Annotated in this window: 10 protein-coding genes; 3 read left to right on the top strand and 7 right to left on the bottom strand. The window is 71.9% G+C overall.

Annotation, left to right across the window (positions count from 1 at the left end):
- Positions 1-13 precede the first annotated feature (13 nt).
- On the bottom strand, positions 14-4,009 hold the full coding sequence (locus ACVV2G_RS18165) for a HAMP domain-containing protein (protein ID WP_453843760.1): 3,996 nt from the start codon (positions 4,007-4,009) through the stop codon (positions 14-16).
- A 387-nt stretch (positions 4,010-4,396) separates the two neighbouring features.
- Here ACVV2G_RS18165 and ACVV2G_RS18160 point away from each other — a divergent pair, with 387 nt between their 5' ends.
- Together ACVV2G_RS18160 and ACVV2G_RS18155 are read left to right on the top strand one after the other, a co-directional pair.
- A complete protein-coding gene (locus tag ACVV2G_RS18160) occupies positions 4,397-4,762 on the top strand; it encodes a PRC-barrel domain-containing protein (RefSeq protein WP_453843956.1) in 366 nt (121 codons plus the stop codon).
- Positions 4,763-4,766: 4 nt separating this feature from the next.
- Positions 4,767-5,267, top strand: a complete 501-nt coding sequence (locus ACVV2G_RS18155; RefSeq protein ID WP_453843759.1) for an ATP-binding protein — start codon at positions 4,767-4,769, stop codon at positions 5,265-5,267.
- A 15-nt stretch (positions 5,268-5,282) separates the two neighbouring features.
- On the opposite strand, the gene ACVV2G_RS18150 is transcribed toward ACVV2G_RS18155, so the two are convergent.
- Together ACVV2G_RS18150 and ACVV2G_RS18145 are read right to left on the bottom strand one after the other, a co-directional pair.
- Positions 5,283-5,717 (bottom strand): ATP-binding protein, encoded by a 435-nt coding sequence (locus tag ACVV2G_RS18150; protein WP_453843758.1) that lies wholly within the window; start codon positions 5,715-5,717, stop codon positions 5,283-5,285.
- Positions 5,718-5,988: 271 nt separating this feature from the next.
- Complete coding sequence (locus ACVV2G_RS18145) at positions 5,989-7,896, bottom strand: AMP-dependent synthetase/ligase (RefSeq protein WP_453843757.1); 1,908 nt, start codon at positions 7,894-7,896, stop codon at positions 5,989-5,991.
- Positions 7,897-8,048: 152 nt separating this feature from the next.
- Here ACVV2G_RS18145 and ACVV2G_RS18140 point away from each other — a divergent pair, with 152 nt between their 5' ends.
- Positions 8,049-8,282 carry a DUF6480 family protein gene (locus ACVV2G_RS18140; protein WP_453843756.1) on the top strand — a complete coding sequence of 78 codons (234 nt, stop codon included), beginning with the start codon at positions 8,049-8,051 and terminating at the stop codon, positions 8,280-8,282.
- 34 nt (positions 8,283-8,316) lie between these two features.
- On the opposite strand, the gene ACVV2G_RS18135 is transcribed toward ACVV2G_RS18140, so the two are convergent.
- The 4 genes from ACVV2G_RS18135 to treS form a co-directional block, all read right to left on the bottom strand.
- A complete protein-coding gene (locus ACVV2G_RS18135) occupies positions 8,317-9,408 on the bottom strand; it encodes a glutamate--cysteine ligase 2 (protein WP_453843755.1) in 1,092 nt (363 codons plus the stop codon).
- A 111-nt stretch (positions 9,409-9,519) separates the two neighbouring features.
- Positions 9,520-11,742: a 1,4-alpha-glucan branching enzyme gene (gene glgB / locus ACVV2G_RS18130; RefSeq protein ID WP_453843754.1), complete on the bottom strand. Its 2,223-nt coding sequence runs from the start codon at positions 11,740-11,742 to the stop codon at positions 9,520-9,522.
- A 3-nt stretch (positions 11,743-11,745) separates the two neighbouring features.
- The gene (locus ACVV2G_RS18125) at positions 11,746-13,107 is read right to left on the bottom strand and encodes a maltokinase N-terminal cap-like domain-containing protein (RefSeq protein ID WP_453843753.1); all 1,362 of its coding nucleotides are present in this window, start codon (positions 13,105-13,107) and stop codon (positions 11,746-11,748) included.
- Positions 13,108-13,135: 28 nt separating this feature from the next.
- A partial coding sequence (treS, locus tag ACVV2G_RS18120) for a maltose alpha-D-glucosyltransferase (RefSeq protein WP_453843752.1) occupies positions 13,136-14,833 on the bottom strand: 1,698 nt, incomplete at its 5' end.

Raw genomic sequence — 14,833 nt, 5'->3', positions numbered from 1 at the left:
GGGGCCGCGTTGCTCATGCGGGCAGCCACCGTTGGACGCAGGCGATGAGGTCCTGGGTGTCGACGGGCTTGGTGACGTAGTCACTGGCGCCCGAGGCGAGGCTCTTCTCGCGGTCGCCGGGCATCGCCTTGGCCGTGACGGCGATGATCGGCAGCTCGGCGTACCGGGGGATCCGGCGGATCTCGGCGGTGGCCGTGTAGCCGTCCATCTCCGGCATCATCACGTCCATCAGGACCAGCGCGACCTCCGGGTGGTCCACCAGCGTCTCGATGCCCCGGCGCCCGTTCTCCGCGTGCAGGACCCGGAAACCGTGCAGCTCCAGGATGCCGCTGAGCGCGAAGAGGTTGCGGGCGTCGTCGTCGACGACGAGGACGGTGCGTCCGGCCGGCGAGTCGCCCCCGGCGTACGGGGGCAGCGGCTGCGGCTCCTCGGGCCGGACCAGGGAGAGCACGTCCCCGGGCTCCTCGGCGGCCAGATGCAGCGCGATGCGCTCCCGCAGCTCGTCGAGGCTGGACAGGAACTCCAGCGCTCCGTCCTGCGCGCCGGAGCGCAGGCTCTCCTCCAGGGCCACGTCCGCACGGTGGCCGCTGTGTACGAGCACCGGCACGCTCGCCAGCGCCGAGTCACCCCGCAGGGCCTGCAGGAAGCGGGAGGCCTCGGCGTCCCGCATGCCCAGTTCCAGGACGACGCAGTGGCACGGCTCGGCCGCCAGCGCGCCCGCGGCCTCCTGCGCCCCCACGGCCGTGATGACGTCGAGCGGCGGACGGTCGCCCGCGTCGTCGCGTCCGTGCGTCAGGTCGGCGATCACGCTCTCCGCGACGAGGGTGAGCAGGCCGCGCGGACGCTCCTCCACGACGAGCAGCCGCCGGGGACGCTGCCGCTGGCCGCTCGTGAGCTCGGGCACCGCTGCCGGGCTGGTGAGCACGTCGGCGGGCGACTCGGCCGGGGCGCGCTCCGGGCCCCGGGCCAGCAGGTCCTCGAAGTCGGGCCGGGCCGCGGGCAGGAACAGGGTGAAGGTGCTGCCCCGGTCGGGCGTGCTGTCCACCGTGACCGCACCGCCGAGCAGCTGGGCGATCTCCCGGGTGATGGAGAGCCCGAGTCCGGTGCCGCCGTACTTGCGGCTCGTCGTGCCGTCCGCCTGCTGGAAGGCGCCGAAGATCGACTCCAGGTTCTGTTCGGGGATGCCGATGCCGGTGTCCTTCACCCGGAAGGCCACCACGGCACCGCCCCGGACCACGCCCGGGGGCACCTCGTCGTCCTGCGCCGGTCCGATGGCCAGCTCCACCCCGCCCCGCTCGGTGAACTTCACCGCGTTGGACAGCAGGTTGCGCAGCACCTGACGCAGCCGGGAGTCGTCGGTCAGCAGGTCCGCCGGCGCTCCGGTGGCCGTGGACACCGTGAACTCCAGGCCCTTCTGCGTCGTCATGGGCCGGAAGGTGGCCTCGACGTACTCGATGAGCTGGCGCAGCGTCACCCGCTCGGGGGAGACGTCCATCTTTCCGGCCTCGACCTTCGACAGGTCCAGGATGTCGTTGATCAGCTGGAGCAGGTCCGAGCCAGCGGAGTGGATGATGCCCGCGTACTCGACCTGCTTCGGGGTGAGGTTGCGCGACGGGTTCTGCGCGAGCAGCTGGGCGAGGATCAGCAGACTGTTGAGCGGGGTGCGCAGCTCGTGGCTCATGTTCGCCAGGAACTCCGACTTGTACTTCGAGGCCAGCGACAGCTGCTGGGCGCGGGCTTCCAGCTCCTGCCGGGCCTGCTCGATCTGCAGGTTCTTCGCCTCGATGTCCCGGTTCTGCGTGGCCAGCAGGGACGCCTTCTCCTCCAGCTCGGCGTTGGAGCGCTGCAACTCCTCCTGTTGCACCTGGAGTTCCGCCGAGCGGGCCTGCAACTCGGCGGTCAGGCGCTGCGACTCGGCGAGCAGTTCGTCGGTACGGGCGTTGGCCACGATCGTGTTGACGTTGACGCCGATGGTCTCCATCAGCAGTTCCAGGAAGTCGCGGTTGATCTGGGTGAACGGAGCGACCGACGCCAGCTCGATGACGCCCAGGACCTGCCCCTCGACCACGATGGGCACCAGCACCAAGGCGGTCGGCACCACCTCGCCGAGCCCCGAGGAGATGGTCACGTAGCCCGGCGGCAGTTCGTTCACCACGATGGTGCGCCGGCTGCGCGCGGCCTGGCCGACCAGGGTCCGGCCGAAGGCGATGCGGGTGGGCTTGGCCGCGTCCTCGGGGTAGCCGTAGGAGCCGACGAGCCGCAGCTCGGGACCGTCGTGGCCGTCCTCCGCCAGGTAGAAGGCGCCGTACTGGGCCGCCACCAGCGGCACCAGCTCGTCCATGATCAGCTCGGCGACCACGGGCAGGTCCCGGTGGCCCTGCATCAGGCCCGAGATCCTGGCGAGGTTGGTCTTGAGCCAGTCCTGCTCCTGATTGGCCCGGGTGGTCTCGCGCAGGGACTGCACCATCGCGTTGATGTTGTCCTTGAGCTCGGCGACCTCGCCGGACGCCTCCACGTTGATGGAGCGGGTCAGGTCGCCCTCGGCGACCGCGGACGTGACCTCGGCGATCGCGCGGACCTGCCGGGTGAGGTTGCCCGCCAGCTCGTTGACGTTCTCCGTGAGGCGCTTCCAGGTGCCGGAGACACCCTCGACCTCGGCCTGGCCGCCGAGCCGGCCCTCGGTGCCGACCTCGCGGGCGACGCGGGTGACCTCGTCGGCGAAGGCGGAGAGCTGGTCGACCATCGTGTTGATCGTCGTCTTCAGTTCCAGGATCTCGCCGCGCGCGTCGACGTCGATCTTCTTCGACAGGTCGCCCCGGGCCACCGCGGTCGTCACCAGCGCGATGTTGCGCACCTGGCCGGTGAGGTTGTTGGCCATGGAGTTGACGTTGTCGGTGAGGTCCTTCCAGGTCCCGGCGACGTTCGGCACGTGCGCCTGGCCGCCGAGCCGGCCCTCGGTGCCGACCTCGCGGGCGACGCGGGTGACCTCGTCGGCGAACGCCGACAGCGTGTCGACCATGGTGTTGATGACGTCGGCCAGCGCGGCGACCTCGCCCTTGGCCTCGACCGTGATCCGCTGCGAGAGGTCGCCGCGCGCCACCGCGGTGGCGACCTGGGCGATGGAGCGGACCTGCCCGGTCAGGTTGGAAGCCATCACGTTGACGTTGTCGGTGAGGTCCTTCCAGGTGCCCGAGACGCCGCGCACCTGCGCCTGGCCGCCCAGGTTCCCGGCCGTGCCGACCTCGCGGGCGACGCGGGTGACCTCGTCGGCGAAGGCGGAGAGCTGGTCGACCATCGTGTTGATGGTGTTCTTCAGCTCCAGGATCTCGCCGCGGGCGTCCACGGTGATCTTCTGCGACAGGTCGCCCTTGGCCACCGCGGTGGCGACCTGCGCGACGTTGCGGACCTGGTTGGTCAGGTTGCCCGCCATGAAGTTCACCGAGTCGGTGAGGTCGCGCCAGGTGCCCTTGACGCCCTGGACGTCGGCCTGGCCGCCGAGCCGTCCGTCGGTGCCGACCTCGCGGGCGACGCGGGTGACCTCGTCGGCGAAGGCGGAGAGCTGGTCGACCATCGTGTTGATGGTGTTCTTCAGCTCCAGGATCTCCCCGCGCGCGTCCACGTCGATCTTCTGCGACAGGTCGCCCTTGGCCACCGCGGTGGCGACCTGGGCGATGTCGCGGACCTGGTTGGTCAGGTTGCCCGCCATCGCGTTGACCGAGTCCGTGAGGTCGGCCCAGGTGCCCGACACCCCCGGCACCCTGGCCTGCCCGCCGAGGGTCCCCTCCGTGCCGACCTCGCGGGCCACCCGGGTGACCTCGGAGGTGAACACGGACAGCTGGTCCACCATGCCGTTGAAGACCGTGGCGATGTCGCCCATGAGGCCGTCCGCCTCGTCCGGCAGGCGGGTGCCGAAGTCACCGTCCCGTACGGCGGTCAGGCCCGCCAGAAGACGGCGCAGCTCCTGATCGCCCGGAGCCGTGTCGACGGCTCCGGTGCTGTCGCTGGTCATTCGCACCCTCGTTCCGCTCCCCAGGAGCCCTCGGAGCGAGGACTCGGAACCCCCTCCGGACCGATCGTGCGGTCCGGCCTGCTGCGCGCGTATTTCCGCAGTTCACGCTTCTGCCTCATGAGAAAAATACGCCCGAGGCTAACCCAGGTTCCGGGCATGCGCCAAAGCGGGGTGCCGACGGGTGGAGAACGGCCCCCGGACGGGGAACGGTGTGCATGAGGGTACCCGCACCGGGTACCCGGCCGGATTTCGCCGCCGCCGGACCGGGACGGAACCCGAATGCGGTGGCCCGGGCCGGGTATCCGCTGCTGTGGAGCCGGTCCGGCCCGTGGCGTCCGCCCGGCCCCACAGTCGTCAGCGACGCGGGAGGAAAGGGACAGCGTGCCGATGGAGAGCATCTGGTCGTACACGGCGGGCAGCGGTCACGTGGAGGGACAGGACCTGACGGGCTGCACCGTCGTCGCCGGCGACGGCACCATCGGCCACGTGGACCGGCAGGCCGAGCACTTCGGCATGCGGCACCTGGTCGTGGACACCGGCGTCTGGGTCTTCGGACGGAGCGTGCTCGTACCGGTCGGCATGGTCAGGGGCTTCGACCCCGAGGCCCGCACGGTCACGGTGGCCTGCACCAGGGCGCAGGTCAAGGCCGCGCCCCGGTTCCGGACCGACAGCGAGACGATGGACCGGGACTACCTGGCGTCCGTCGGCGAGTACTACCATCGGCTGCCGCCGCGGGAGGACTCCGCGGACTGACCCGGTGCCGGACGACAGCACGGCGAACACGAGGGACACCACCGACCCGGCACCGACCGACGCGATTCCCACGGCCTCCCCCGGTACCGGCCTGCTCCCCGTGCCGGCGTCCGGGGCGGGCGCCGTGACCAGCGCGGCCCCCGCACGCGCGTACGCGGAGTCGGTGGCGCGCGGGCGACGCGGGACGGGCCGCGGGGTACGGGAGGAAGACGTCGTCGACCTGCTGCTCGTGGTCCCGGAACTGGTCACCAACGCCATCCGGCACGGTGACGGGCCGGCCGGTTTCGAGGTCCGGCCGACGGACGAGGGCGTGTGGATCGCCGTCCACGGCCACAGCGCGGTGGTGCCCCGTGCCGCGTACGCGTTCCCCGCCACGCAGCGGGGGAGCGGGTACGGCTGGCCGCTCGTGGTCCGCCTGGCCAGGGGCATCGCCGTCGAGCGGTGCGCGGAGGGCGACAAGACGATCAGCGTGCTGGTGCCCCTGAGGGACACGGCCACCCCCTGACCGGAGCGGTCGCGGTCACCAGGGCAGGAAGACGTGGATGTCCTTGCCCCGCTCGCCGGTGACCACGCTCACCTGGTCGGACAGTGTGTGGATCAGGTGCCAGCCGATGCCGCCGCCGCCGCTGTTCGGGTGGAAGGCCCGGGGAGCGGGTTCCGTGGTGCTGGTGTCGTGCATGACCACGTGCACCCCGTCGAAGGTGCGGCGCAGCCGCAACTGGAAGGGCCCCGGGGCGTACTGCACCGCGTTCGCCGCCAGCTCGGTGACGACGAGGAGGATGTCGTCCCAGTGCTCGGGCGCCGAGGGCGGTGCCGCACGGGCCAGGTCGTAGAGGAACTCCTCCGCGACCAGGCGCGCACCGGTCACATTGTGCAGCTCTCCGGTGAAGCTGGCGCTGCGGTTCGTGATCTCCTCGGAAGCCAGTGTCCTGTCCCAACGTGACTCGGCTGCCATCTCGCCTTCCCGGCCCGGCCTCGGCCGGGCGTTGCCTTCTTCGTACTCCCTTCGTTCCTTAGTTCCCGAGCGGGCCGAGGCTACGCGCCTCGTTCTGCCGGGCCCGGGGGCCGGTGGCCGGTGGTGACGGGGCCGTCACCCGCCGCCACGCCGCCGGAGTGGGAGCGGACGGTCCGACCGGTCCGGGGCGGACGTGCGGTCCGGCGGGCCGGGCGACACGTGCGTGGTCACCGAGGAAGCGGTCACGGGAAAGCGGTCACGGGGGGTGCGGTCACCGGAGGAAGACGTTGTCCGAGTCCTCCCGGCCGGCCTGCTCCACGAGCGGCACCTGCGGCCGGCGATGGGACCGGGCTTCGTACATGGCGTCGATCTCGAGGGCGTAGGTCCGCACGATCTCGTCCCGCCGGAGCTTCATCGACGGCGTGAGCAGCCCGTTGGTCACGCCGAACGGCTCGGGCAGGACGCGGAAGACCCGGATCGACTCCGAGCGCGACACGGCGCTGTTGGCCGCGGCGACCGCCCGCGCGACCTCCTCCCGCAGCGCGTTCTCCTCGCGTGCCTCCCGGGCCGGGGCGTCGCCCTGCAGGGTCAGACCCGCCCGCCAGTGCGTCAGGAACTGCGGATCGAGGGTGATCAGAGCGCCGACGCACGGCCGGTTGTCCCCCACGACCACGGCCTGGTGGACGAGCGGGTGCATGCGCAGCCGCTCCTCCAGCGCGGCCGGGGCCACGCTCTTGCCGCCGCTGGTGATGATGACGTCCTTCTTTCGGCCCGTGATCGCCAGGTAGTTCTCATCGTCCAGGTGCCCGATGTCCCCGGTGGAGAGCCAGCCCCCGCGCAGCACCCGACGGGTGGCGTCCTCGTCGCCGATGTACCCGTGGAACAGCCACGGCCCGCGCACCAGGATCTCCCCGTCGTCGGCCACCCGGATCTCCATGCCGGGCAGCGGCTGCCCGACGGTGCCGGACTTCTCCCGGCCCAGCGGCTGCATGGTCAGGCCGCCACTGGTCTCCGTCAGGCCGTAGCCGTCGTGGACGTAGACGCCGATGCCCTCGTAGAAGAGGGACAGCTCGCGGCTGAGCGGCGATCCGCCGGACGTCGCCCGGCGCACCCGGCCGCCCAGCGCGGTCCGCAGCCGGCGGTAGACCGTCCGCTCGTACAGGGCGTGCTGGAGACGGAGGTCGAAACCGGGTCCCGGCCCCCGGCCCAGCCGCTGGCGCTCCAGCGCGGCGGCGAAGTCGCGCGCCGTCCCGGCGGCCCGCTCGAACAGCGCGCCGCGGCCGGCCTTCTGGGCCGCGCGCAGGAAGTTCTTGTAGAGCTTCTCCAGGACCGACGGGACGGCGTAGAAGTAGGTGGGGCGGAAGGAACGCAGGGCCGAGGACAGCGCCTCCTCGGTCGTGGCGGGCTCGTGCGCCATCAGCAGCCTGCCCCGTACGCACAGGTTCTGGATCATCAGCCCGTACACGTGCGAGAACGGCAGGAAGGCGAGTACGGCGCCCTGTTCCCCGGGAGGCGCCACCGTGTGCCCCCAGCCGGCGAGGAGCGTGTCGCACGGTCCGGCCAGGCTGCGGTGGCTCAGCGCGCAGCCCAGGGCATGCCCGGACGTGCCCGAGGTGTAGGCGACGACCGCGGTGGAGTCCGGCAGCACGATGCGGCGCATGGAGTCGACCGCGGTGAACGGGAGGAACACGCCGCGCGCCACGATCGTGTCCAGCGCGCCCGCGTCCAGCTGCCAGACGTGGCGCAGTGACGGCAGCGACGCGCACACCGACCCGACGGTCATCACGCTCTGCTCGTCCTCGACCACCACGGCCACGCAGCCCGCGTCCCGCAGGATCCACTCGACCTGGTCGCGCGAGGAGGTCGGATGGATCGGCACGACCTCGGCGCCCACCGCCCACAGCGCGTAGCTGAAGACCGTCCACTCGTACCGGGTGCGGGCCAGGATCGCCACGCGGTCGCCCGGCGAGACGCCGCACGCGATCAGCCCCTTGGCCAGGTCGACCACCTGGTCGCGGAACTCCACGGCCGTCACCTCCTGCCAGACGGCCGCCTCCGGACCGGGACGGCGGGCCAGCATCGGCAGGTCCGGCGTGCGGGCGGCCGTCTCGAAGAGGCTGTCGGCGAGCCCGCCGGTCAGGGGCGGGGCGGCCGAGGGAGCGAGAGCGAGGTCGCGCATGCGCTGGCTCCTGACATGTACAGACGGTGACTTCGCCGACGAGCACCGTGATGGGCGGTGCTCGAATCTAGCCGAGGCGCGCGGGCCGGGGGGCCCGGACGGCAGAAGTGTTCCCACCCGGTGATCTCCGCGGATCGGGGGACCCGGACGGCATGAGATACACGAATCCCGACCCGGAACCCGAACGCAGCACCGGACTGGAGCAGGGAGGCGGTGTGCCCCCCGGCGAGACCCCGCCGGGGGAGAGCAGCATGTCCGAGGCCGGCCCGTGGGAGGGGAACAACCCGTCCAAGGGCTGGGCCATGGCGCCCCTGACGGCGATCCTCGTCCTCGTGGCCCTCGTCGCGGCGGGCTTCCTGGGCTACGCCCTCGTCCTCATCCTCTGACGGGGAACTCGGCGCGACGGCCCCGCGGGGCGCCTCAGACCGCCTGCGTACGGCGAACGCACTCGGTGACGACGTCCCGCAGGCTGCCCGTGCGCTCCAGCAGCTCGCGCTGCACCCGTGCGCCGTTGCCGTGCCGCAGCAGCCCCGCGACACCGTCCCGCGCCCGGTCGAGGTCGCCGCCGGCCGCCAGCGCCTCCTCGACGTGTTCGATCAGTGCCTGCACCACGCTCTCGGCCGGCATCCGCCGCATCGTCACCGGATGCAGCAGCTCCTCCGTCAGCCCGGACCGGGCGGCCCGCCAGGCCGCGAGACGCAGCAGGCTCACACTGTGCCCGGCCGGCTCGCGCCCCTCCCGCCACTCCCGGGCGGCCGTCTCCACCAGCGCGCGGGCCAGGGACGCGACGAGGGCGGCCGTGCTCGCGTCCAGGCAGACGTCCGCGACCCGGAACTCGACCGTCGGATACCGCTGGGACAGCCGGACGTCGAAGTAGATCATCCCCTCGTCGAGGATCGTGCCGGTGGCGACCATGTCCGCGACCCGCCGGTGGTAGGCCTCGGCCGACCCGAACAGCTCCGTCGGTCCGGCCGACGGCCAGCGCTGCCAGACCCGGCTGCGGTAGCTGCTGTACGAGGAGTCCCTGCCCTGCCAGAAGGGGGAGTTCGCGCTGAGCGCGGTCAGCACCGGCAGCCAGGGCCGCACCCGGTCGATCACCGCGACGCCCTCCTCGTCGGACTCGACCGAGACGTGCACGTGGCAGCCCAGGACCAGCTGCTCGTGGACCACGACGCCGTACTGGTCCGCCATCCAGTCGTACCGGCGGTTCATGCCGATGGAGGGGGTGACGGGCAGCGGCGAGGTGGCGAGCGCGGCGACGGCGCAGCCGATGCTTCCGGCGTGCCGCCCGGCCTCCTCGCGGCAGCGGACGATCTCCGCGTGCAGCTGCTCCATGTCCGCCTGCGGATGGGTGGCGAACTCGAGCATCTGCTCGTGCAGCTCCTTCTCGAACACGTCCTGCTCGGCATCCTCGAGCGAGGCCCGGGCCAGCACGGCCGCGGACAGCGCCCGCGGCTCCCCGGTCTCGGGGTCGACCAGGAGGAGTTCCTCCTCCACTCCGACGGTGCGCACGTGATGCCGCCTTTCTGTGAGCCCGGCTGCGGCGACGACTAGGATGTCCCGGTCGTAGGACCACCGCCTGCCCCGAGAGGGCGGCCGGACACCTGGTCGCGCCGCCGCGCCTCACAGGGCGTTCGGCATCAGCCACACCGTGGCCAGCGGCGGGAGCGTGATCCGCACGCACCCGTCCTCCGGCTCGACCGGGCCGGGGCCGGTGACACCGCTGCCGCCGTACTGCTCGGCGTCGGTGTTGAGGACCTCCTGCCAGGCGGGGACGTCGTCGGGGACACCGAGGCGGTAGTCGTGCCGGACGACCGGGGAGAAGTTCGACACGGCCAGCAGCGGGGTGCCGTCCGCGTCGAACCGCAGGAACGCGAAGACGTTGTCCTCGGCCGCGTCCACGGCGACCCACCGGAAACCTGCCGGGTCGGTGTCGCGCTGCCACAGGGCCGGGGTCCGCCCGTAGCGGGCGTTGAGGTCGCGCACCAGGTTCTGGACGCCGCGGTGGTCGGCCGCCGAGTGATAGCCCTCGTCCAGCAGCCACCACTCCGGGCCCTGCTTCTCCGACCACTCGGCGCCCTGGGCGAACTCCTGGCCCATGAACAGCAGTTGCTTGCCGGGGTGGGCCCACATGAAACCGAGATAGGCGCGGACGTTCGCCCGCCGCTGCCACCAGTCGCCCGGCATCTTCGACACCAGCGCCTGCTTGCCGTGCACCACCTCGTCGTGGGAGATCGGCAGCACGTAGTTCTCGCTGTACGCGTACACCATCGAGAAGGTCATCTCGTGGTGGTGGTACTTGCGGTGCACCGGCTCGTGGGCGGCGTACTCCAGCGAGTCGTGCATCCAGCCCATGTTCCACTTGAGGCCGAAACCGAGCCCGCCGGTGTCGGTGGGCCGGGTCACCCCGCCCCAGGCGGTCGACTCCTCCGCGATCGTCACCACGCCGGGGCACCGCCGGTAGAGCGTCGCGTTCATCTCCTGGAGGAACGCCATGGCCGCCAGGTCCTCCCGGCCGCCGTACTGGTTGGGCTCCCACTGGCCCGAGTCGCGCGAGTAGTCCAGGTAGAGCATCGAGGCGACGGCGTCGACCCGCAGGCCGTCGATGTGGAACTCCTCGCACCAGTACACGGCGTTCGCCACCAGGAAGTTGCGTACCTCGGTGCGCGCGAAGTCGAAGGTGTAGGTCCCCCAGTCCGGGTGCTCCGCGCGCCGGGAGTCCCCGGGCTCGTACAGCGGGTCCCCGTCGAAGCGGGCCAGCGCCCAGTCGTCCTTCGGGAAGTGCGCCGGCACCCAGTCCATGATCACGCCGAGGCCCGCCCGGTGCAGGGCGTCGACGAGGTACCTGAAGTCGTCCGGGGAGCCCAGCCGCGCGGTCGGCGCGTAGAAGCCGGTGACCTGGTAGCCCCAGGACGGGCCGTAGGGGTGCTCGGCGACCGGCATCAGCTCGACGTGGGTGAAGCCCAGGTCGCTGACGTACGCGGGCAGCACGTCGGCCAGCTCGCGGTAGGACAGCCCCGGCCGCCAGGAGGGCAGGTGCACCTCGTACACCGAGAACGGCGCCTCGTGCACGGGCCTGTCGGCGCGGGTCCGCATCCACTCGGCATCGTCCCACGCGTAGTGCGACGCGGTCACGACGGAGGCCGTGTTCGGGGGCTCCTCGGCACGGCGCGCCATCGGGTCCGCCTTGAGGAACCGGTCCCCGTACCGCGAGTGGATCTCGAACTTGTACCGGGTGCCCTCGCCGACGCCCGGCAGGAACAGCTCCCACACCCCGGACGCGCCGAGCGAGCGCATCGGGAACGCCGTGCCGTCCCAGTGGGTGAAGTCGGTGGCGACCCGCACTCCCTGGGCGTTCGGCGCCCACACCGTGAACCGGGTGCCGGCGACACCCCCGTGGGCCATCGGTTCCGCGCCCAGCGCCCGCCACAGCTGCTCGTGGCGTCCCTCGGCGATCAGGTGCAGGTCCAGCTCGCCGAGGGCGGGCAGGAAGCGGTACGGGTCGTGCGTCTCCTGCTCGCCCTCCGGGTACGACACGACGAGGGTGTACGCCGGGACCCGCGGCAGGGGCAGCACACCGGAGAAGAGACCGTCCCCCTCCGACACGAGGGCGTGGCGCTCGCCGTCGACCACCACGCCCACCTCGCGGGCGAACGGGCGCAGGGCCCGGAAGGCGACGCCGCCGGGCACGGGGTGGGCGCCGAGCAGGGCGTGCGGGTCGTGGTGGGCGCCCGCCAGGAGGCGCCCCCGGTCGACGGGGTCCAGGGGCGGAGCGGCCCCGCACGCACCGGTTGCGGGCGGGACGGGACCGGACGGCTCGGGGAGCGAGGTGTCGCGGAGGGCCACGGGTCAGTCTCCTCTCACGGCGAGTCGTTCGATCGCCGCCATGGGTACGGGAAGCCAGTCGGGGCGGTGCCGGGCCTCGTACAGCACCTCATACACGGCGCGGTCCGTCTCGTAGGCGCGCAGCAGGCCGTGCTTCTTACGGGGGTCCCAGCCGGCGCGGGCGGCGTAGCCCGCGCAGAAGGCCTCCCGGCAGCGGCGCGCCCACTCGGGGCGCCACGGGCGGCGCTGCCGGGCCGCGTAGTCGAAGGAACGCAGCATGCCCGCGATGTCCCGCACGGGGGAGTGGGCGCTGCGCCGTTCGGACAGCGGACGGGACGGCTCACCCTCGAAGTCGATGACGAACCAGTCCCGGCCCGCCCGCAGCACCTGCCCCAGGTGCAGGTCGCCGTGGACGCGCTGGGCGGGCGGTCCGGAGTCGCAGGTGGACAGCGCCGCGAAGGCCGCCCGCAGCCCGGGGACGAAGGGCTGCAGCGCCGGTACGCAGTGCGCGGCGGCGGTGAGCCGCTCGGTCATCGCGGCGGCGGTCCGGTCGTTCTCCCCGGGGGCACCGGGCGGGAAGGCCGAGGCCAGCGCCAGGTGCACGTCGGCCGTCGCCCGCCCCAGTTCACGGGCCTGCACGGTGAAGTCGTCCCCGGCGGCCAGCGCGTCCAGGGAGAGGGTCCAGCCGTCGGAGGCGTCGTGCAGGAAGGGCTGGAGCACCCCCAGGGTCGCCTGGTAGGGCTGGGTCGTCCGCATCCACGCGACCGGCGCCGGGACCCGGCCGCAGCCCTGGCGGGCCAGCGCGTCGGGCACCTCGAGATCGGGGTTGACGCCGGGCTGGACACGCCGGAACAGCTTCAGGATGAACTCGTCGCCGTAGACCAGCGACGAGTTGGACTGCTCGGCGTCCAGCAGCCGCGGCACGAGTCCGCCGGGCACCGGCCGCGAGGGGTCGGCCTCGAAACGCAGCGGACCCGCCTTGCCGGGGTGCCTGAGCCGCTCCAGGAGCAACTGGGCCGTGCGGGGGTCGTGCAGCGCGTCGTAGACCGTCCGGCCGGCCAGCGGGCCGTCCTGCACCTGTCCGATGAGCGCCCGGCCCAGGCGCGGGGACGGGTGTTCGCGTACGCCCAGCAGCAGCTGGTAGCAGTCCCCGGCGGGGGGAGCGCCGCCCGGCGCGGGCACGGGGCCGTGCCCGGTGTGCACCAGGAGGTGCAGGCAGCCGGGGAACAGCTCGGTCATCGACAGCAGGCCCAGCTCGGCCACGGGCCGGTCCTTGCCCGCGAACCAGCGCTGGCGCGGCAGCCACTGGCGCAGCAGCTCGCCGAGCGACGCCATGGGCCCGGCGAGATGCCCGCGTCTGGGGCGCAGGGATGCGGTCTTCGGCATGGTGACGCGTCCTTTCCTCGGCCCGCGCTCACACGCGGCGGCCGATGCGGGATGCGACTCGGGTGAGCCGGAACCAGTAGAAGCCGTGGCCCCCGAGGGTCAGCAGGTACGGCAGTTCACCGATGGCGGGGAAGCGGACTCCGCCGAACAGCTCGACCGGGTGGCGTCCGGCGAACTCCCGCAGGTCGAGTTCGGTGGGCTGGGCGAACCGCGCGAAGTTGTTCACGCACAGCACCAGGTCGTCCTCGTACTCCCGCAGGAAGGCCAGCACGGCGGGGTTGGAGGAGGGCAGCTCGGTGTAGGTGCCGAGGCCGAGGGCCGGGTTCTGCTTGCGGATCTCGATCATGCGCCGGGTCCAGTGCAGCAGGGACGAGGGCGAGGCCATGGACGCCTCGACGTTCGTCACCTGGTAGCCGTGGACCGGGTCCATGATCGTGGGCAGGAACAGGCGCCCGGGGTCGCAGGTCGAGAAGCCGGCGTTGCGGTCGGGGGTCCACTGCATCGGCGTGCGGACGGCGTCGCGGTCGCCGAGCCAGATGTTGTCGCCCATGCCGATCTCGTCGCCGTAGTAGAGGATCGGCGAGCCGGGCAGGGAGAGCAGCAGCGCGGTGAACAGTTCGATCTGGTCGCGGTCGTTGTCCAGGAGCGGGGCCAGGCGCCGGCGGATGCCGATGTTGGCGCGCATCCGCGGGTCCTTGGCGTACTCCGCGTACATGTAGTCGCGCTCTTCGTCGGTGACCATCTCCAGGGTCAGCTCGTCGTGGTTGCGCAGGAAGATGCCCCACTGGCAGCCGGAGGGGATGGCCGGGGTCTTGGCGAGGATCTCGGAGACGGGGTAGCGGGACTCGCGGCGGACCGCCATGAAGATGCGGGGCATGACCGGGAAGTGGAAGGCCATGTGGCACTCGTCGCCGCCGGAGGCGTAGTCGCCGAAGTAGTCGACCACGTCCTCCGGCCACTGGTTGGCCTCGGCCAGCACGACCGTGTCCGGGTACTGCGCGTCGATCTCCTTGCGCACCCGCTTGAGGAACGCGTGCGTCGCCGGGAGGTTCTCGCAGTTGGTGCCCTCCTCCTGGTAGAGGTACGGCACCGCGTCCAGCCGGAACCCGTCGATGCCCAGGTCCAGCCAGAACTTCAGGGCGGAGATCATCTCCTCCTGGACGGCCGGGTTCTCGTAGTTGAGGTCCGGCTGGTGGGAGAAGAAGCGGTGCCAGTAGTACTGCTTGCGCACCGGGTCGTAGGTCCAGTTCGACGCCTCGGTGTCGACGAAGATGATCCGCGCGTCCTGGAACTGCTTGTCGTCGTCCGCCCAGACGTAGTAGTCGCCGTACGGGCCGTCGGGGTTGTTGCGCGACTCCTGGAACCAGGGGTGCTGGTCGCTGGTGTGGTTCATGACGAAGTCGATGATCACGCGCATGCCGCGCTGGTGGGCGGCGTCCACGAACTCGACGAAGTCGGCCAGGTCGCCGAACTCGGGCAGTACGGCGGTGTAGTCGGAGACGTCGTAGCCGCCGTCCCGCAGCGGTGACTTGAAGAAGGGCGGCAGCCACAGGCAGTCCACGCCCAGCCACTGCAGGTAGTCCAGCTTGGCGGTGAGTCCCTTGAGGTCGCCGATGCCGTCACCGTTGCTGTCCTGGAAGGAGCGGACGAGGACCTCGTAGAAGACGGCTCGCTTGAACCAGTCCGGGTCCCGGTCCTTGGCCGGTGTGTCCTCGAAGGTGTCCGG

The organism is Streptomyces sp. JK94 (assembly GCF_053613315.1).
The sequence above is the reverse complement of the archived record's forward strand: the minus strand, read 5'-3'. Positions and strand labels throughout refer to the sequence as shown.

What these genes read in the sequence shown, in the direction of transcription:
- ACVV2G_RS18165 (WP_453843760.1), bottom strand. Translation starts at nt 4,009, where the DNA reads ATGACCAGCGACAGCACCGGAGCCGTCGACACGGCTCCGGGCGATCAG.
- ACVV2G_RS18160 (WP_453843956.1), top strand. Translation starts at nt 4,397, where the DNA reads ATGGAGAGCATCTGGTCGTACACGGCGGGCAGCGGTCACGTGGAGGGA.
- ACVV2G_RS18150 (WP_453843758.1), bottom strand. Translation starts at nt 5,717, where the DNA reads ATGGCAGCCGAGTCACGTTGGGACAGGACACTGGCTTCCGAGGAGATC.
- ACVV2G_RS18145 (WP_453843757.1), bottom strand. Translation starts at nt 7,896, where the DNA reads ATGCGCGACCTCGCTCTCGCTCCCTCGGCCGCCCCGCCCCTGACCGGC.
- ACVV2G_RS18140 (WP_453843756.1), top strand. Translation starts at nt 8,049, where the DNA reads ATGAGATACACGAATCCCGACCCGGAACCCGAACGCAGCACCGGACTG.
- ACVV2G_RS18125 (WP_453843753.1), bottom strand. Translation starts at nt 13,107, where the DNA reads ATGCCGAAGACCGCATCCCTGCGCCCCAGACGCGGGCATCTCGCCGGG.